An 18398-nucleotide genomic window follows, 5' to 3' on the forward strand; every position below is an offset into this window, starting at 1 on the left:
ACCCCGCAACCGCGCGGGCTCCGGCCTTAGGATGGGCGCGGCGCCCGAGGGCGCCGCGCCGGTATAGCTCAATTGGCAGAGCACTCGCCTTGTAAGCGAAAGGTTTCGGGTTCAAGTCCCGATACCGGCTCCACTGCAGGTCAGAGTCGGTACCGCTCGGGCTGGCGGATGTTGTCGACAAGCCGGGAGCAGGCGGCGTCGTTGACGGTGACAATCCGCTGTCGGCTACCGAGCGAAGATCGTTCGGCCCCCTCGTGTCACGGCGCTCCAGCCAGATCCGGCCCCCTCGACGTGCCTACCTCCACGTCGGGTCGCGATTCGACCTCCGGCGGCTCTGGTCGCCGGTCACCGCGTCGAGCACGGCCTGCACAGCGTCGGCGCGCTCGGGCAGATCGATGGCCCGCCACAGCTCGACCGCCGAGCCCAGGTGACGCTGGGCCGCGGCGGCGTCACCGAGCTCGCTCTCGAGTTCGCCGAGCTGCTGCCAGCACGCGGCCTCGTTGCTGCGGTCGCCGTTGAGGCGGAAGACGAGTGCCGCGCGCTGGAGGGCCGACTCCGCACGGGAACGGTCACCGAGCTCCGCGTAGATCGTGCCGAGCCGTTGGTCGGTGTAGGCACCGCACCGCTCGTCGCTGATCTCGTTGAAGATCGTCAACGCTTCGGTGAGGTCGCGCAGCGCGGCCGGGGTGTCGCCGATGCCCAGGTGGTACCGGCTGAGCGTGCGGAGGATCACCGCCTGCCGGTGGCGGTCGCCGAGGTGCCGGGCGATCCGCAGGCCGTCCTCGATCCACAGACCCGCGTCGTCGGAGCCCCGCTCGAAGCCGATGATGCCGATGGCGGTCCGGATCTGCGCTTCCGCCTGCCGGTGCCCGGCGGCGACCAAGTGGGCCAGCGCTTCCTCGTCGAAGGCCAGCGCCTCGTCGAGTTCGCCGCGGACGCGGTGCACGGTGCCCAGGCTCGCCAACGCGAGTCCTTCGCCGCGTCGATCGCCGGTGGTCCGGTACAGCTCCACGCACCGGCGCAGGTCCTGGCGGGCTTCGTCCACCTCGTCGAGGTAGATGTGCACCTGGCCCAGTCCTTGCAGCAAAGCCGCTTCGCCGTGGGTGTCACCTGCCGCTGTGGCCGCTGCCAATGCGAGCCGGTGGCTGTGGTTCCAGTCCTGGTAGAGGCTGCGGTGGTCGTAGTACGGCACCGCGGCGACCGCCAACTCCCACGCGAGTTCGGCGAAGCCCCATTCGGCCGCGAGTTCGATCGCGCGCAGCAGCGTCCCGCGCTCGGCGTCGAACCAGGCGAGGGGATCGACGACCCGGTGATCCGGGCTCCAGCGCGGTGAACGGCCCGGTGTCGGCCGGAAGAGGCTGGGGTAGAACAAGTCCCGGGCTTGCTCTGCGAGGGCGAGCCAGGCCGAGATGACCCGTTCCACCGCCGCCCGGCGTTCCGCGACCGGGTAGTTGCCCGATGCGCCTTCCGTCGCGTAGGCGCGCAGCAGGTCGTGCAGTCGATACCGCGGCTGGCCCGCGGAGTCGGTGGTCACCAGGCGTACGAGGTAGGCGTCGACCAGGGCGTCCAGCACGTCGTGCGCCACCCGTCCACCGAGCAGCGGGCCGATCACCCACGCGGGCAGTGTTTCCGCGCCCAGCAACCCCAGCAGCCGGAACGCCCGGACGGATTCCTCGGGGAGCTGGCGAAGGCTGAGGTCGAAATTGGCTCGCACGTCGAGGTCGCCGACCCGCAACTCGCGCAGGCGCCGGGATTCGTCCTCCAAGCGGTCGCGCAGCACCCGCAGGGTCCACCCGCGCCTGCCCGCGAGCTTCGCGCCTGCGATCCGGATGGCCAGCGGGAGGTGCCCGCACAGCTCGACGATCGCATCGGCCGCCTCCGGTTCCCGCCCGACGCGCTCCGCGCCTGCGATGCGGGCCAGCAGGTCACGGGCATCGCGCGGGGACAACACGTCCAGCTCGACGTGCTCGGCACCGGCCAGGTCCGCCAGCCGGTGCCGACTCGTGATCACCACCGCGCAACCGCCGGACGGCGGCAGCAGCGGCCGGACCTGCTGGGCGCAGGCCGCGTCGTCGAGCAACACCAGCAGGCGGCGGTCGGCCAACCGTGACCGGTAGAGGGCGGCTCGTTCGTGCAGACCGGCGGGCATGACCGCGTCCGTGACGCCGAGGGCGCGCAGCAACTCGGCCAGCATCGGCGCCGGGTCCCGGGGCACCTCGGACGTGCCTGCGAGGTCGAGGTGGAGCTGGCCGTCCGGGTAGCCGTCCCGTACCTGGTGGAGCGCGCGCACCGCGAGCGTCGACTTCCCGGTCCCGGGCGCGCCGACGATCACCACCACCGGGCGCTCGCCCAGCAGCCCCAGCAGCTCGCCCAGCGGCTCGGCGTGCCCGGTGAAGTCCGGGATGTCCGCGGGCAACTGGGCGATCGGCCGCTGCTGCCCGGCCGTGGCGACCCAGTCCAGTGCGGGGTCCGCGCGCAGGATCTGCGCGTGCACACGCCGCAGCCCGGGCCCGGGGTCGGCGCCGAGCTCGTCGGCCAGCAGTCGCCGGACGTCGTGGAACACCGCGAGCGCGTCGCCTTGGCGCCCGCTGCGGTAGAGCGCGATCATGAGCAGCTCCCGCGCGCGTTCGCGGTACGGGTGCTCCTCGGCGAGCCGGAACAGCTCGGGGACGGCCAGCGCGTGCTCGCCGCGCAGCAGGTCGAGCTCGGAGAGGTCCTCGAGTGCACCACACCGGTACTCGGCGAGCCGGGCGCGTTCGGTGGTGGCCGCGGGCGTGTCGATGCCGCTGAAGGCAGGCCCGCGCCACAACTTCACGGCCTCGGCGAGGTGCTGCCGGGCCGCGGTGAGATCACCGTCGCTCTTCGTTTCGCGCGCCCGGACGAGGCGGGAGGCGAACTGATCGCTGTCCAGTTGGTCGGGGGCCACCCGCAACAGGTAACCGGTGCCGATCGTCTGCAGTGAACCGCGATCGAGCCGCAGCGATCTGCGCACGTCACCGACGTACTTCTGGACGAGGTTCACCGCGCTCCTCGGTGGGTTCCCGTCCCAGGCGCCCTCGATGATCCGCTGGCGGTCCACTCGCTGGTTGGCGTGCAGCAACAGCACCCCGAGCACACGCAGGCACTTGCCGGAGCCGACCTCGACCGTGTCCACCCCACGCCAGACCACGACCGGGCCGAGCACGCCGAACCGAACACCAGGCACGCAAACACCCCCTCCCCGGCTCGATCGTACCTCTGACCAGTTACTTTCCGTAGGACTGCAGTACGACTGCAGTGAACACTGCGAGCCTTTCGTCGTCAGCCGACACGTGGTGACGAAAGGGGAGATCCATGATGGGAATCGACGCGAAGGCACGCCGCTCAGGTGGCTGGAGGGCAGGCGAGCCGGTCCGCCGGGCGAAGGCGTACGCCACCGTGACCGCGGTCGTGGCGGCGACCGTTCTGGCCGGGGCACCGGTCGCGACCGCGACACCCCTCACGACCACCGCGGACCCGTCCAGCTCGATCGATCCGATCCTCCGCTACGGCGCGACCTACGCCCTCGGCAAGCTGCGCTGGCATCAACGATCCGTCGACGTCGACTACTCGTTCAAGGCGAGCAACTGCCGTCGGCTCTACGCCTGGGGTTACGACGCCAATGGCAACGAATGGCCGCCGAGGAGCACCAGTCTGCACTGCAACGACGTGTCCACCGACACCATCAACGTGCCCGTCGACATCGCGGGCGGCCCGCGCTACGTCATCCTCTGCTTCAGGGACGAGAACGACACCTACGACCTCGTCTGCGAGGGCTACGCGCATCCCTGACCGGTCCTTGGTGCCAGCCGGGGCCGAAACCGTGTGAAGATCAACTCCAGGCCGTTCGCCCCATCGCTCCACGCGCGCTCCCGCGCGCCCCGCCCACCGCTCCCAGCGCTTGGTTCCGCAGATCACCGCGTGTGTCGAGGGCACCCCCGGTCCACGGGGGACGCACTCTTTCGATCACAGTGCGGTGCGGTGCTCGCGGATTGGGGTACCCCAGGTAGTGGCGGTGTGCAACATTCTTGCGGGTGCGGGCGGTGTCGTCCGCGGGAGCGGGTGGAGGTCGGCGTGAGCGTTCCGGTCATTCGGGTGGGGGCCGCGACTGATGTGGGGTTGGTGCGCGCCGCCAATGAGGACTGCTTCCTGGCGGAGGGGCGGGTGTTCGCCGTCGCCGATGGGATGGGTGGGCACGCGGCGGGGGACGTGGCCAGTCGGATGGCGGTGGACGGGCTGCGCGAGCTGGACGTGGAGCGGGTGGTGCGGGGGGAGGACGTGCGGGCGCGGCTCGTGCGGGTGAACGCGGACATCGTGGCCGCCGCGGAGCGGCACCCGGAGCAGGCGGGGATGGGGACGACCGTCACCGGGGTGTGCCTCGCCGACGTGGACGGGGAGGCTCGGTGGGTGGTGTTCAACATCGGGGACTCGCGGGTCTACCGGTACGCCGACGGTGGGTTGGAGCAGTTGACCAGGGACCACTCCGAGGTCGCCGAGATGGTGGCCGCCGGGCGGTTGAGCCCGGAGGAGGCGGCGGTGCACGCGCGGCGCAACGTCGTGACCCGGGCGTTGGGGTCGGACGCGCCCCCGGAGCCCGATCTCTGGCCGCGGACGCCCGTGGTGGGGGAGCGGTTCCTGATCTGCTCCGACGGGCTGACCGGGGAGGTCGCCGATCAGGACATCGCGGCCGTTCTCGGTGAGGTCGTCAACCCGCAGGAGGCCGCGGACAGGCTGGTGGACGCCGCGTTGGCCGCCGGGGGGCGGGACAACGTGACCGTTGTGCTGGTCGACCACGTGGCGTCGGAATCCGGTGCGGCGGCGGAAGCCGACCAGGTGACGGAGGCCATCCCGCTCGCGCAACGGTGACACCGCGGGTTCGGGGCGGTCAGCGCAGGGAGATGACGACCTTGCCCTTGGCGTGGCCCACCTCGACCGCGGCCACCGCCTTCTCCGCCTCCTCGAACGGCACGACGTCCTCGACCCTGGGGTCCAGCTTCCCCTCGGCGACGTGACCCGCGACGATCGCCAGCACCCGCGCGGTCCGGTCGCGCTCGACCATCACCCCGCCGAACTCGGCCGCGGTGGCCGGGTCGCCCGCGGTGACGATCGGGCCGCCGTCGAGCAGGGGGGCGACCGCCCGCAGGCCGTCGCCGCCCGCCAGGTCGAAGATGGCGTCGACCTTCGGCAGCAGGTCGTGCACGCGCTGGACGATGCCGGGGCCGTACTCGACGAAGATCGCGCCCAGTGACTCGATCAGCTCGCGCTTGTCCGGGCCTGCCACGCCGACGACCGTGAGCCCCTGGTCCCGGGCGAGTTGCGCGGTGGCGACCCCGACGCCGCCGCTGGCGCCGTTGATCAGGAGGGTCTGACCTTCCTCGAGGCCCAGTTGGACCAGCGCGTCGTACGCCGTGGCGGCGGCGACCGGGAGGGTGGCGGCGTCGGTGAAGGAGACGTGCGGGGGTTTGTGCGCGGTGGCGGCTGCCGTGGTCAGCGCGAACTCGGCGTAGGCGCCGGAGTCGGGGGCGGTGCTGCCGAACACCTCGTCGCCCACGGCGAAGCCCTCGACGTCCTTGCCGACCGCGCGGACCACGCCCGAGACCTCGGTGCCGAGGACGGCGGGCAGTTCCAGGGGGCGCACGTCCTTCATGTGCCCGGCGCGGATCTTCCAGTCGACCGGGTTCACCCCGGCCGCGGCGACCTCGACCAGCAGTTCACCGGCCATCGGCTCCACCGGGTCCAGGTCGAGGTATTCCTGGACCTCGGGGCCCCCGTACTCGCGGAATCCGTATGCCCTCATGACACTCCTCTGCGCAGGCGATCGGGTGGGCGATGCCCTGGGCCTACCCGCGCGGACCACGCCCACACACCGCTCACCCGGGCGCGGAAACTTTTTTCGACCGGGTGTCGATTCCGGGGGTGGCTCGTTCGACGCGTCAGTGTTCGAGCCACACGATCGAGGAGAGCGACATGCCGCGTTTCATGATGATGCACAAGATGACCCCCGACGTGGAGGCCGGTGTCCCGCCGACCCCCGAGCTGATGCAGCGGATGGGGGCGTTCATCCAGGAGGCCGTCGACGCCGGGGTGCTGCTGGCCGGTGAGGGCCTGCGGGAGACCAAGGAGGCCACCCGGGTCGTGGTGAAGGACGGGGAGGCCACGGTCACCGACGGGCCGTTCGCCGAGACCAAGGAGTTGATTGCCGGGTTCGCCATCATGCAGCTGCCGGACCGGGCCGAGGCCGTGCAGTGGGCGCTGCGGTTCGCCGACGTGCTCGGGCACGACATCGAGATGGACGTCCGGCTGGTGGTCGAGGCGCCGTAGCCTGACCGCGTGGCGGACGCGGTTGAAACGGTGTGGCGGATGGAGTCCGCACGGCTCGTCGCCGGGCTCGTGCGGCTCGTCCGCGACGTCGGGATGGCCGAGGAGTTGGCACAGGACGCCCTGGTGGCGGCGCTGGAGCAGTGGCCGGAGACCGGGACCCCGCGCAACCCCGGCGCCTGGCTGATGGCCGTGGCCAAGCGCCGCGCCGTCGACCAGTTCCGCCGCCGGGAGACCCTGGACCGCAAGTACCTGGAGATCGCCCGCGACCTGGAGACCGAGGTCCCGGAGCCGACCGCGGGGGAGATCCGGGACGACCTGCTGCGGTTGATCTTCACCGCCTGCCACCCGGTGCTGTCCGCCGAGGCCAGGGTGGCGCTGACGCTGAAGCTGCTCGGCGGGCTCAAGACCGAGGAGATCGCCCGCGCGTTCCTCGTCGGCGAGTCCACCGTGGCGCAGCGGCTGGTGCGGGCGAAGAAGGCGCTGGCCAAGGCCGACGTCCGGTACGAGGTGCCGTCCGGCCCGGAGCTGGCCGGGCGGCTGGCCTCGGTCCTGGAGGTCATCTACCTGATCTTCAACGAGGGCTACTCGGCCACCGCGGGCGACGACCTGATGCGCCCGGAGCTGTGCGCGGACGCCCAGCGCCTCGGCCGAGTCCTCGCCCGGCTGATGCCGCGCGAACCGGAGGTGCACGGCCTGGTCGCCCTGATGGAGATCCAGGCCTCGCGGGCGGGCGCCCGGGTCGACGCCAACGGCGAACCGGTGCTGCTGCTGGAGCAGGACCGCACCCGGTGGAACCGGCTGCTCATCGGCCTCGGCCTCGACGCCCTGGAGAAGGCGGAGCGGCTGGGGCCGCGCGGCCCGTACACCGCGCAGGCCGCGATCGCCGCCTGCCACGCCCGCGCCGCCCGCCCGGAGGACACCGACTGGGCGCGCATCGCCGACCTGTACGCCGAGCTGGCCTCGGTGAACCCGTCGCCGGTCGTCGAGCTGAACCGGGCGGTCGCGCTGTCGATGGCGCACGGCCCGCAGGCCGGCCTGGACCTGGTGGACGCGCTGGCAGGCGAGCCCGCGCTCAGCCGCTACCACCTGCTGCCGACCGTGCGCGGCGACCTGCTGGTGAAGCTGGGCCGCCCCGCCGAGGCCCGCGCCGAGTTCGAGCGCGCCGCCGGGCTGACCCGCAACACCCGCGAGCGCGCCCTGCTCCTCGACCGGGCCGCCGCCTGCGGCTGACACCCGGGTTTTCCCCAGCCTGGGGATGGGCCTGTGCACAACGATGACCCGGTGGGCGGCTTGACAGCACGATCCACATCGGCCAGGGACCCTGCGCCGCGGTGGTGTCCGATTCATCTCACACCGACCCCTTCTCAGGGCGCCCACCTGCGGTTAGATTAGGCAAGCCTGACCTAAGAACCGGTCGATGACGCCCTGGGAGAGCCGCGTGCACCGATACCACGAACTGAGGATTCCCGGCCGGTTCGAGCCCTTGGCGCTGGCCGGGCGCCTGGCCTCGTCCGGGGTGTTCGAGTCGCACGTCGTCTACGAGCGCGCGGGGGAGTTCTGGTTCGCCGGTGACCGCCTGGTCGAGGTCGTCCTCAACCGCGACGCGGTCCGCACCACGGTCGACGGCCGCACCACCGCCCAGCCGTGGACCGGGAACTCGCTGGCCCAGGTCAAGCAGGCCCTCGCGGACGCGGGTGTGTCGCGCTGGCGGGCCTTCGGCTGGGCGGGCTTCGAACTCGCCTACGCCATCGCGGGCAGACCGGACCTGGTCGCCGACCAGCCCCTGCTGCACCTGGCGGTCCCGCGCACCGAGATCCGCCTCGGCGCCGACGAGGTCGTGGTCCGCACCGTCGACGTGCCCCGCCTCGCCGAGATCACCGACCTGCTCGGCACCCCCGCCGCCCCGGCCGAGGTCGAGGCCACCCCGGTCGAGATCACCGCCGATGAAGGTCGGATCGCCTACCAGCACGCCGTCGCCGCCGCGGTCGCCGACATCCGCGCGGGCCAGCTCAACAAGGTCATCCTCTCCCGCGCGGTCGACGTCCCCTTCGAGGTGGACCTGGTGTCGACGTACGTGCTGGGCCGCACCCGCAACACCCCCGCCCGCTCGTTCCTGCTCGACCTCGGCGGCTGGCGGGCCGCCGGGTTCAGCCCCGAGACGGTCACCGAGGTCGCCGCCGACGGCGAGGTCAGCACCCAGCCGCTGGCGGGCACCCGCGCCCTGGACGGCGACGAGACGACGAACCTCGACCGCAGGCTGGACCTGCTGTCGGACCCCAAGGAGGTCTACGAGCACGCGGCGTCGGTCAAGCTGGCCTGCGAGGAACTGGAAGACCTGTGCGAGCCGGGGTCGGTGACGGTCAAGGAGTTCATGGCCGTCAAGGAGCGCGGCAGCGTGCAGCACCTGGGTTCCCGGGTCAACGGCCGACTCGCCACCGGCCAGGACGCCTTCTCCGCGCTGGCCGCCCTGTTCCCGGCGGTCACCGCCTCGGGCATCCCCAAGCTCCCCGCCTACGACCGCATCGCCCGGATGGAGGACCGCCGCCGCGACCTCTACGCGGGCGCCGTCCTGATGACCGACTGCGACGGCGCCCTGGACGCGGCGCTGGTGCTGCGCGCCATCTACCAGCGGGACGGCCGCACCTGGCTGCGCGCGGGCGCGGGCATCGTCGCCGACTCCACCCCCGAGCGCGAGTACGAGGAGACCTGCGAGAAGTTGGGCAGCGTCGCCCCGCACGTGGTCCGCGCGGTCCGCGAACTGGTCGAAATCTCCGCCTGAGAACAAGGAAAAGCCCCGGCCCGGGAGAACCCGGGCCGGGGCTTTTCCGCATCTCACAGCCGGGCGGCCAGCTCCTTCTTGCTGACCTTGCCCACCGCCGTGTAGGGGAACTCCGGCAGCACCTCCAGCCGGTCGGGCAGCTTGTAGTCCGCCACCCCGCGCTCGCGCAGGAACGCCGCGATCCCGGCCAGCGTCGGCGCTTCACCCCGGGCCAGCACGAACGCGCAGGTGCGCTCGCCGAGCATGTCGTCCGGCACCCCGACCAGGGCCGCGTCGTGGACCAGCGGGTGGGCCAGCAGGTGGTTCTCCACCTCCTCGGCGGACACCTTCTCCCCGCCGCGGTTGATCACGTCCTTGACCCGGCCGTCGACGACCAGGTGGCCGCTGGGCAGCTCCCGCACCAGGTCGCCGGTCAGGTAGAAGCCGTCCGCGGTGAACGCGCGGGCGTTGTGCTCCTCGGCGCGGTAGTAGCCGCGCAGGGTGTACGGCCCGCGGGTCAGCAACTGTCCCAGCTCACCGGGGGCGACCGCGTCACCGTCCTCGTCGACGACGCGGATCTCGTCGTCGGCCGACAGCGGCCTGCCCTGGGAGGTGACCACCAGCTCCAGCGGGTCGTCGAGGCGGGTGAAGCAGAGCAGCCCCTCCGCCATGCCGAACACCTGCTGCAACGCGCACCCCAGCGCCGGGGTGACCCGCCGGGCCGCCTCCTCCTTGAGCTTCGCCCCGCCGACCTGCAACAGCGCCAGGCTGGACAGGTCGCGCCCGGCGAACTTCACGGCCTCCATCCACAGCAGCGCCAGCGACGGAACCAGCGCGGTCACCGTCACCCGCTCCCGCTCGATCAGCGGGAACGCGTCCGGCGGCGACGGCGACGGGGCCAGCACGACCGTCCCGCCGACCGACAGCACCCCGAGCACCCCGGGGCAGGCCAGCGCGAAGTTGTGCGCCACCGGCAGCGCCGCCAGGTACACCGTCGAGGAGTCCAGCCCGGCGACCTCGGCGCTGGCCCGCAGGTTGTAGGCGTAGTCGTCGTGCGTGCGCGGGATCAGCTTCGGCAGCCCGGTGGTCCCGCCAGAGAGCAGGAACAGCGCCACCGAGGACGGTTCCGGCACCGGGAGTTCGACCGGCTCGGCGTCCACAGAGGACAAAGCGGTGTGGTTGCCAGGATCGCCCGACACCAGCACCCGGGGCACCCCGGGCATGGACGCGGCCAGCTCCCGGTAGTCGAACCCCGCGTGCCGGTCGGGGATCACGTAGGCGACCGCCGAGCTGTGCGCCAGCAGGTACTCGATCTCGCTGCGCCGGTGCGCGGGCAGCGCGTACACCGGCCGCGCGCCCAACCGGAACAGCGCGAACGACAGCACCACGAAGTCCACGCTGTTCGGCAGGTGCACGACCACGTTGTCCCCGGCCGAGATCCCCAGCGCGGCCAACCCGGCGGCGAGCCGCGACGCGCGCGCGTCCAGCTCGCCGTAGGTCACCCGCTCGGACCCCGACACCAGGGCGACGTCGGACGGCGCACCGCCGAGCAGCGTGCCCAGGCGGGCGCCCGTCCAGTGGCCGCGTTCCCGGTAGCGGGCCGCGAACGCGTCAGGAAACGACATCCGCGCGTGCCTTCTCGATGACCCCGGTCAGCTCGCGGATCACCGGCGCCAGCTTCTGGTACGACATGGGCGTCTCCGCGTGCCACAGGCCCAACTGCTTGGCCTGCACCGCCGGGAGCTGCGCCCAGGTCGGGATCTTCGCCAGCTCGTCCTGCGACAGGGTGAACTGGCGGGCGTCGGTGAGGATCAGGTCGGCCGGGTAGGTGGAGGCGCGCTCCCAGCTCAGCTCGTCCCAGGTGGGCTGCTCGCCCGCGGTGGGGGCGACGATGTCGACGCCCTGCTCGGTGAAGTACTTGAGGTCGCTGAAGAAGCTCGGCTTGCCCACCAGCAGCGCGTCCTGGGTGCCCTGCACGACCTCCACCTTGAGGCCCGGCTTCGCCGCGGCGGCGGCCTTGAGCGCGGCCCCCGCGTCCTCGAAGTCCTTCTTCGCCTTGGCCAGCTCGGCGGAGTTGAGGTCGGCGCCCAGGGACTCGGCGAGCTTGGCGAACTTGGCGATGCCCTCGGCCGCGGACACCCCGCCGAGCTGGATGGCGACCATCGGCGCCTTCTCCTCGATGGCGGCCTGCGACTCCTCCGGGATGTACCAGAGCGACTCGCCGTACATGATCGTCACCAGCAGCTCGGGGCGCTGCTCGGTGTACTTCTCCAGGTTGAACTCGCCGAACTCGGTGCCGACGCTGACCACGCCCGGGTCCACGTCCCCGGCCTGCGGGTCGGCCTTGCCGTCCTCCAGCTTCTGCGGGCCGAAGACGGCGGTCGGCTTGATGCCGAAGTCCACCAGGGTCGCGGCGGCGTTGACCTGCATGACGATCCTGGTCGGCCGCTGCGGCAGCGACACCGTCTTGCCCCGGTCGTCGGTGAACGTCCACGGACCCGAGGGGGCGGCGGCGGTGCTGCTGCCGTCCGCCGAGGCGCCCGGCCCGGAGTCGCCGCAGGCCGCGAGCAGGCCGAGGGCGAGCGCGCCCGCGGTCAGGCCGAGGAACCGGCGGCGGGTCGGCACGCGCGAGCGGCCGGAGGTGAAGGTCGTCATTGTTCTGCTCTCTCGGGGATTCTTCGGGGAGTGGTGGCTCTCGGGATCAGTGCGGGAGGTTCGCGGGGGTGGTGCGGTCCGTGGGAACAGCGCGATCCGCCGGATCGGCGCAGCGGTGCCTGCCGAAGGGGACGATGAGCGGGGTGCCCGACAGCGGGTCGGGGATGACCTCGCAGCGCAGGCCGAACACGTCCTCGACCAGCTCGGCGGTGACCACCCGGAGCGGGTCGCCCTCGGCCACCACCCGGCCGGACTTCATCGCCACCACGTGGTCGGCGTACCGGCAGGCCTGGTTGAGGTCGTGCAGGACCATGACCACGGTCCGGTCGCCCGCGTGGTTGAGGTCGGCGATCAGGTCCAGCACGTCGATCTGGTGCGCCAGGTCGAGGTAGGTGGTCGGCTCGTCGAGCAGCAGGTACGGGGTGTCCTGGGCCAGGGCCATGGCGATCCAGGCGCGCTGCCGCTGCCCGCCGGACAGCTCGTCCACCGGCCGCTCGGCCAGGTCGGCCAGGTCGGTGGCGGCCAGCGCCAGGTTCACCGCGTCGCCGTCCTCCGGGGACCACTGCCGCCACCAGGTCTGGTGCGGGCTGCGACCACGGGTCACCAGTTCGCGCACGGTCATGCCCTCCGGCGCGGTCGGCGACTGCGGGAGGATGCCCAGCTTGCGAGCCAGGTCGCGGGTGCGCATCCGGTGGATGGACTCGCCGTCGAGGTGCACCGCGCCGCCGTCGGGGGTCAGCAGCCGCGACATCCCGCGCAGCAGCGTCGACTTGCCGCACGCGTTCGCGCCGACGACCACGGTCACCTTGCCCGGCGGGATCACCAGGTCGACCCCGTCGATCACGGTCCGCTTCTCGTAGGCCAACCGCAGCCCCTCGGCGCGCAGCCCAGCCCCGACCGGCGCCCCGTTGCCCAGCGCGGTGTTGTCCAGCGCCGTGTTGCCCAGCGCCGTGTTGCCCGACCCGGTGTTGTCCGTCATGCCCCACTCCCCAGTCGCTTCGCCCGGCTCAGCAGCCAGAGCAGGTACGGCGCCCCGATCGCCCCGGTGACCACACCCACCGGCAGCCCGAACGGCCGCGCCAGCAGGTCGCCCGCCAGCACCACCAGCGCCCCGGTCAGCGCCGACACCACCAGCGGCGGCGTCGGTCTGCGCGCCAACCGCAGCCCGATCTGCGGCGACACCAGCGACACGAACGCCACCGGCCCGGCCGCCGCCGTGGCGAACGCGACCAGCCCGACCCCGGCGAGCATCAGCGCCAGCCGCGCCTTCTGCACCGGCACCCCCAGCCCGCGCGCCGTGTCGTCGCCCAGCATCAGCCCGGACAGCCACCGCGACATCAGCAGCACGACCGGCACCAGCACCAGCACAGCTCCCGCCAGCGGCCCGACGTGCTTCCACTCCCGCAGGTTCAGCGACCCGGTCAGCCACAGCACCGCGCGCTGCGCCTGGAACACGTCCGCCCGTTGCAGCAGGTACGAGGTGAGGCTGGTGAACAGCGCAGACACCCCGATGCCCACCAGCACGATCCGGTAGCCGGTCGTCCCGCGCCGCCAGGCCAGCAGGTAGATCGCCGTGGCACTGGCCAGCGCCCCGAGCAGCGCGGTGGTCGAGGTCCCCAGCGACGCCCCGAACCCGAACACGATCCCGGCGACGGCGGCGGTGTTGGCGCCCTCCGCCACCCCGATCACGTCCGGGCTCGCCAGCGCGTTGCGCGCCAGCGTCTGGAACACCGCCCCGGCCAACCCGAACGCCGACCCCACCAGCAGCCCGACGAGCACCCGGGGCAGCCGCAGGTCGTAGACGATGTCGACGGTCGTCGGGTCGCCGTACCAGAACAGCGCCCGCATCGCGTCGACCGCGGTCACCGGGTAGTCGCCGAAGGTCAACCCGAGGCAGAAGCACAGGAAGACCAGCACCGCCAGCACCACCGCCACCCAGAACGGCCGGGCCCGCAGCACCCCGGAGGGCCCCCGGTCGCCGACCCGGAAGGTGGTCTGCCCGTCCACGCGCGCAAGGGTGATCATCACAGCTCCGGCAACTTGCGCCTGCGGACCAGGGCGATGAAGAACGGTGCCCCGAGGAACGCCACCACGATCCCGACGTGGATCTCCCGCTGCTCGGCGACGACCCGGCCGAGGATGTCCGCCCCCAGCAGCAGCACCGGCGCCAGCACGGCGGAGTAGGCGAGCACCCACCGCTGGTCCGGTCCGGTGATCGCCCGCGCGATGTGCGGCACCACCAGCCCGATGAACGCGATCGGCCCGCACACCGCCGTCGCCCCACCGGCCAGCAGCGTGATCGCCACCGCCCCCCGGATGCGCACCCCGGTCACGTTCTGCCCGAGCGACTTCGCCACGTCGTCCCCCAGCGCCAGCATGTTCAACCCCGGCGCCGTCAGCAGCGCCAGCACCAACCCGAGCACCAGGAACGGCAGGACCTGGAGCAGCACGGAGGAGTCGGGCACGTTCAGCGACCCGACCGCCCAGAACCGGTACTGGTCCAGCGTGGAGGAGTCCAGCAGCAGCAACGAGCTGATGATCGACTGCAACAGCGCCGACACCGCCGCCCCCGCCAGCGCCAACCGGGCCGGGTGCGGCCCGCCCAGCAGGTACACCACGACGGTCGCGGCCAGCGCCCCGGCGAAGGCGAACCAGATGTAGCCGAACAGGGCGGTCACCCCGAACACGCTGGTCGTCAGCACCACGCCCAGCGCCGCCCCCGCACCGACACCGAGCAGGCCCGGGTCGGCGAGCGGGTTGCGGGTCAGCCCCTGCATGAGCGCCCCCGCGATCCCCAGCGACACCCCCACCGCCACCCCGAACAACGTCCGGGACAACCGCATGCCGTTGACGATCGCCGCGTCCTCGCCTGCGGCCGGGTCATCGCCCAGCAGCCGCAACACCTCCGGCAGCGGGATGTACTTGCTGCCGACCATGATCGACAGCACCGAGACCGCGAGCAGCCCGGCAACGGCGACCAGCAGCCAGCGGACCCGGTGGGCCGCGCGGCGGGGCGCCTGGACAGGCGGGCTTGGGGCGAGCACGGAGTGAGGATAGCCTAACGAAGGGCAGGCTTACTTCAATGTGGACAACGGTGGAGGAGGACCCATGCGGGTCGTCATGTTCGGCTTCCAGACCTGGGGACACCGCACCCTGCAAGCGCTCATCGAATCCGAACACGAAGTGGTCACGGTTGTCACCCACCCACAGGGCGGCGGGGTCTACGAGCAGGTCTGGAGCGACTCCGTGGAGGAGCTGGCGAAGGAGAACGGCATCCCCGTCATCCTCCGCGAACGCCCCGACGACCAGGAACTGCTCGACGAGCTGCGCGCGCTCGACGCGGACGTGTTCGTCGCCGCCAACTGGCGCACCTGGATCTCCCCGGAGGTCTTCGAGCTGCCCAGGCTCGGCACCCTCAACATCCACGACTCCCTGCTCCCGGCGTACGCGGGCTTCTCGGCGATGATCTGGGCCCTGATCAACGACGAACGGGAAGTCGGCGTCACCGCCCACCTGATGGACGCCACCCTCGACGCGGGCGACATCGTCCTGCAACGCGCCTTCCCCGTCGGCCCCCGCGACACCGCGGGCGACCTGGTCGCCAAGTCGATGGACATCTTCGGCCCCATCACCGTCGACGGCCTCGCCCTGATCGCCTCCGGCCGCGGGGACTTCCAGAAGCAGGACCGCACCAAGGCCAGCTTCTTCCACAAGCGCGCCAACGAAGACCTCCGCATCGACTGGACCTGGAGCGCGGAGGAACTGGACCGGTTGGTGCGCGCCCAGTCGACCCCGTACCCCAGCGCCTTCTGCTACCACCGGGGCAAGCGCCTGGAAATCATCACCGCCGAGGTCTCCCGCGAGGTCTACGGCGGAACCCCCGGCCGCATCTTCTACCGCGAGGGCGACGGGGTGGCGATCGTCGCGGGCGCGGAGGCCCGGCGCGGCAAGAGCAAGGGCCTGCTGGTGAAGACCGTGCGCACGGCCGATGGTGAAGTGCAGAGCGCGGAGAAGTACTTCACGCACATGGGCGGATACCTCACGTCCCGCCCGTAGCAGTCGGCCCACCGCCCGGCACGCTCCCCGCGTGCCGGGCTCAGTCGTCGTCGTCATCCGGTCGCCGCCGCTCGGCCTCCTGGCAGGCGGCGGTGGCGGTGGCCACCAGCCTGCGGAGACTGTTGGTGGACATGGACAATTCGATGGTGGAATGGCTGCCGAAGCACAACTCCACCATGTCCGAGCGGACGACGTAGGTGATCGGGCAGTCGTCCGCCACCGTGGCCCAAGACCCGCCCTGTACTTCCATTTGCATGCGCTTCCTCCTCTGCTGTATCCAGATTCCCTGACGTTTCACCGCGGGACAACGCCGTGACGCGGTCGCAACAGGTGAAACGGATCGGAATGTCGGTCACGCAAAGGTGTCACCGGCCGACAACAACAGGAGGAATCGATGGCCAAGGCGCCGAAAACGGTGGTGCTGGGGCGTGTCCTGCGCCGGGAGCGAGAAGAGCGGGGAATCGGCCTCCGGGAATTCGCGGGCCGGATCGACCGCGATCCGGCCGTGCTCTCCCGGTGGGAAACGGGAGAGCGCACCCCCAAACCGGAGGACGTGGCGAGGATACTCACCGTGCTCGGTATCGGCGGGCAGCGCTACGCCGAGGTGATGACACTGATCCACGGTGCCGGGGAATCGCACTGGCTCGCCCTGTCGTCGCCGGAACACCGGCAGCAGGTGGCGGCCTTCGGCGAATACGAGCGCAGCGCCAAGACGATCCACACGGTTTCCCCGTTGCTGATCCCCGGCATCCTCCAGGTGACCGACTACATCGCCGCGATCATGTCCGAAGGTGGGCTCCCGCCTGAGCAGGCGGCGGCCAACGTCGCCCGCCGGGTGGCGCGGCGGGCGGTGCTCAGCGGCCCCGAACCGGCGCGGCTGGTCGCGCTGATCGGCCAGGCCGCACTGCACCAGGAAGTGGGTGGCCGGGCCACCACGCTCGCCCAGCTGCGCCACCTCGTCGACGTGGCCCGCCTGCCGAACGTGGAACTGCGGGTCGTGCCGTTCGGGCAGGGGTGGCACCCCGCGCTCGAAGGGCCCTTCTGCCTGATGGAGTCGGATTCGCTGCCGCCGGGGGTGTTCCTGGAGCTGCGCCGGACCGCCGTCTGGCTGCACAGCGCCGAGGACGTGGCCGTCTACCGCGCGGCCGTCGACGGCGTCATGCGTGCGGCGTTGAGCGAGCAGGGCTCGCTCCGGCTCATCGCCGACCTGCTCCGCCGCGCGGAAGCGGACCTACCGGTGCCCGCCTGAATCAGGCGTCGGCAGGCTCGGTGACCACGCTGGCCCGCCGCAGTTCCGGGTAGAGCGCGGCGACCAGCAGCACCACGAACACGCACACCCCACCACCGATCGCAATGGCAGGCCCGGGCCCCAGCAACCCGGCCGCGAAACCCGTCAGCACCCCGCCCAGCGACGGGCCGGTGATCGCCTGGGCCAGCCACACACTGCCCACCCGGCCCTGCAACCGGTCCGGGGTGTTGCCCTGGAGCAACGCCCGCCGCAGGATTTCCGAGAACACGTCCGCCAGACCGCCCACACCCAGCAGGAACAGCACCAGCGACAGCTCCGTGCTCACCCCGACCCCCGTCGCCGCCACGCCCCAGAGGGCGGCCACGCCGATGAGGATCAAGCCCGAGCGGCGGGCGGTGGCCGTCCAGCCGGAGACGATCGAGCCGATGAACGCGCCCACCGCCGGGGCGGTGTAGAGCAGGCCGACCAACTCCGGGCCGCCGCCCAGGCGCTCGGACGCCAGTTGCGGGTACAGCGCCGAGGGCATGGCGAACAGCATCGCGCCGAGGTCGACCAGCAGCAGGGACGAGATCAGGCGGTTGCCCTTGATGAAGCGGAACGCCTCGCGCAGTGAACCCTCCGAGCCGTCGGGGCTCTCCGGGTCCTCCGACTTCTCCGCAGGCGGGACCGGCATCGGGCTGACCAGCACCAACAGCCCTGTCGTACCCAGGGCCATGACGGCTGCGGCGCCGTAGCAGGCCGCCAGGCCGGGGCCGCCGATCAACAGGCCCGACAGGGCGGGGCCGACGATGCCGCCCAGTTGGGTCGTGACCGCGAGCAGCGCGCCCGCCGAGGTGAGCTGGTTCTCGCCGACCATGGACGGGACGACCGCCGTCAGCGCCGACTCGCCGATCCCGTCGATCAGGCCGTGGGCGGCGGCGAAGACGAAGACCACCCACAGTTGCGGGGTCGGCAACAGGGCGTTCACGGCCAGGCCGACAAAACCGAGGCTCGCTCCGAAACTGGTCAGCACCACCAGTTTCTTGCGGTCCACGCGGTCGGCGAGGACGCCGCCGAGCAGGAAGCCGATCAGCAGGGTGGTGCCGAGGGTGAGGCTGACCAGGGCCACCGGGGCGCTGGAACCGGTGATGTCGAACACCTGGACGGCGACCGCGACCGAGGTCAGGCCGATGCCGAGCAACCAGAGCGTTCTGCTGGTCAGCACCAACCGGAAGTCGCGGTTTCCGCGCACCGGGGCGGGGTCGAGTACGAGCTGTCCCAGGCGCACGGGTCCTCCGACTCGCTACGGGTGAGCCTTGCCCCTTGAGAGGTAAGGCTGTCCTAAATTAGCATCCGGAGTCG

General features: G+C 71.8%; 16 protein-coding genes and 1 tRNA gene. 8 read left to right on the plus strand and 9 right to left on the minus strand.

Annotation, left to right across the window (positions count from 1 at the left end):
* Nucleotides 1-57 precede the first annotated feature (57 nt).
* Nucleotides 58-133 (plus strand) — tRNA-Thr (locus UO65_RS12350).
* Between the two features lie 162 nt (nucleotides 134-295).
* Here UO65_RS12350 and UO65_RS12355 read toward each other — a convergent pair.
* On the minus strand, nucleotides 296-3205 hold the full coding sequence (locus UO65_RS12355) for an AfsR/SARP family transcriptional regulator (RefSeq protein ID WP_161784455.1): 2910 nt from the start codon (nucleotides 3203-3205) through the stop codon (nucleotides 296-298).
* A 128-nt stretch (nucleotides 3206-3333) separates the two neighbouring features.
* Here UO65_RS12355 and UO65_RS12360 point away from each other — a divergent pair, with 128 nt between their 5' ends.
* Complete coding sequence (locus tag UO65_RS12360; RefSeq protein ID WP_161784456.1) at nucleotides 3334-3810, plus strand: hypothetical protein; 477 nt, start codon at nucleotides 3334-3336, stop codon at nucleotides 3808-3810.
* Nucleotides 3811-4092: 282 nt separating this feature from the next.
* The gene (locus UO65_RS12365) at nucleotides 4093-4884 is read left to right on the plus strand and encodes a PP2C family protein-serine/threonine phosphatase (protein ID WP_233427547.1); all 792 of its coding nucleotides are present in this window, start codon (nucleotides 4093-4095) and stop codon (nucleotides 4882-4884) included.
* Between the two features lie 19 nt (nucleotides 4885-4903).
* Here UO65_RS12365 and UO65_RS12370 read toward each other — a convergent pair whose 3' ends face one another.
* Nucleotides 4904-5815 (minus strand): NADP-dependent oxidoreductase, encoded by a 912-nt coding sequence (locus tag UO65_RS12370; protein WP_035281911.1) that lies wholly within the window; start codon nucleotides 5813-5815, stop codon nucleotides 4904-4906.
* A gap of 170 nt (nucleotides 5816-5985) precedes the next feature.
* On the opposite strand from UO65_RS12370, the gene UO65_RS12375 reads away from it, so the two are divergent.
* From UO65_RS12375 to UO65_RS12385, 3 genes are all read left to right on the plus strand, one after another.
* Nucleotides 5986-6339: a YciI family protein gene (locus tag UO65_RS12375; RefSeq protein WP_035281913.1), complete on the plus strand. Its 354-nt coding sequence runs from the start codon at nucleotides 5986-5988 to the stop codon at nucleotides 6337-6339.
* Between the two features lie 39 nt (nucleotides 6340-6378).
* Complete coding sequence (locus UO65_RS12380) at nucleotides 6379-7569, plus strand: RNA polymerase sigma factor (RefSeq protein WP_052021091.1); 1191 nt, start codon at nucleotides 6379-6381, stop codon at nucleotides 7567-7569.
* Nucleotides 7570-7777: 208 nt separating this feature from the next.
* Nucleotides 7778-9118, plus strand: a complete 1341-nt coding sequence (locus UO65_RS12385; RefSeq protein ID WP_233427548.1) for a salicylate synthase — start codon at nucleotides 7778-7780, stop codon at nucleotides 9116-9118.
* A gap of 53 nt (nucleotides 9119-9171) precedes the next feature.
* Here the strand turns inward: UO65_RS12385 and UO65_RS12390 are convergent, their stop codons facing one another.
* Genes UO65_RS12390 through UO65_RS12410 form a run of 5 tightly spaced genes read right to left on the minus strand, consistent with a single transcriptional unit; the run spans nucleotide 9172 to nucleotide 14796 of the window.
* Nucleotides 9172-10722, minus strand: coding sequence for a (2,3-dihydroxybenzoyl)adenylate synthase (locus UO65_RS12390; protein ID WP_035281917.1), 1551 nt, complete (start codon nucleotides 10720-10722; stop codon nucleotides 9172-9174).
* On the minus strand, nucleotides 10709-11752 hold the full coding sequence (locus UO65_RS12395) for an ABC transporter substrate-binding protein (RefSeq protein ID WP_035281919.1): 1044 nt from the start codon (nucleotides 11750-11752) through the stop codon (nucleotides 10709-10711). The genes UO65_RS12390 and UO65_RS12395 overlap by 14 nt, the downstream gene beginning before the upstream one ends.
* A gap of 46 nt (nucleotides 11753-11798) precedes the next feature.
* Nucleotides 11799-12731, minus strand: a complete 933-nt coding sequence (locus UO65_RS12400; RefSeq protein ID WP_084175504.1) for an ABC transporter ATP-binding protein — start codon at nucleotides 12729-12731, stop codon at nucleotides 11799-11801.
* Entirely contained in the window at nucleotides 12728-13777 is a 1050-nt protein-coding gene (locus UO65_RS12405) for a FecCD family ABC transporter permease (RefSeq protein WP_035281921.1), read from the minus strand. Before UO65_RS12405 ends, UO65_RS12400 begins: the two co-directional genes overlap by 4 nt.
* Nucleotides 13777-14796 carry a FecCD family ABC transporter permease gene (locus tag UO65_RS12410; RefSeq protein ID WP_052021092.1) on the minus strand — a complete coding sequence of 340 codons (1020 nt, stop codon included), beginning with the start codon at nucleotides 14794-14796 and terminating at the stop codon, nucleotides 13777-13779. Before UO65_RS12410 ends, UO65_RS12405 begins: the two co-directional genes overlap by 1 nt.
* 64 nt (nucleotides 14797-14860) lie before the next feature.
* On the opposite strand from UO65_RS12410, the gene UO65_RS12415 reads away from it, so the two are divergent.
* On the plus strand, nucleotides 14861-15808 hold the full coding sequence (locus tag UO65_RS12415) for a methionyl-tRNA formyltransferase (RefSeq protein WP_035281923.1): 948 nt from the start codon (nucleotides 14861-14863) through the stop codon (nucleotides 15806-15808).
* Nucleotides 15809-15848: 40 nt separating this feature from the next.
* Here UO65_RS12415 and UO65_RS12420 read toward each other — a convergent pair whose 3' ends face one another.
* On the minus strand, nucleotides 15849-16064 hold the full coding sequence (locus UO65_RS12420; RefSeq protein WP_035281925.1) for a hypothetical protein: 216 nt from the start codon (nucleotides 16062-16064) through the stop codon (nucleotides 15849-15851).
* A 138-nt stretch (nucleotides 16065-16202) separates the two neighbouring features.
* On the opposite strand from UO65_RS12420, the gene UO65_RS12425 reads away from it, so the two are divergent.
* Nucleotides 16203-17057, plus strand: a complete 855-nt coding sequence (locus tag UO65_RS12425) for a helix-turn-helix domain-containing protein (RefSeq protein ID WP_035281927.1) — start codon at nucleotides 16203-16205, stop codon at nucleotides 17055-17057.
* Between the two features lies 1 nt (nucleotide 17058).
* On the opposite strand, the gene entS is transcribed toward UO65_RS12425, so the two are convergent.
* Nucleotides 17059-18324: an enterobactin transporter EntS gene (entS, locus tag UO65_RS12430; protein WP_052021093.1), complete on the minus strand. Its 1266-nt coding sequence runs from the start codon at nucleotides 18322-18324 to the stop codon at nucleotides 17059-17061.
* Nucleotides 18325-18398 lie beyond the last annotated feature (74 nt).

It is taken from the genome of Actinokineospora spheciospongiae (genome assembly GCF_000564855.1).
Lineage (GTDB): Bacteria > Actinomycetota > Actinomycetes > Mycobacteriales > Pseudonocardiaceae > Actinokineospora > Actinokineospora spheciospongiae.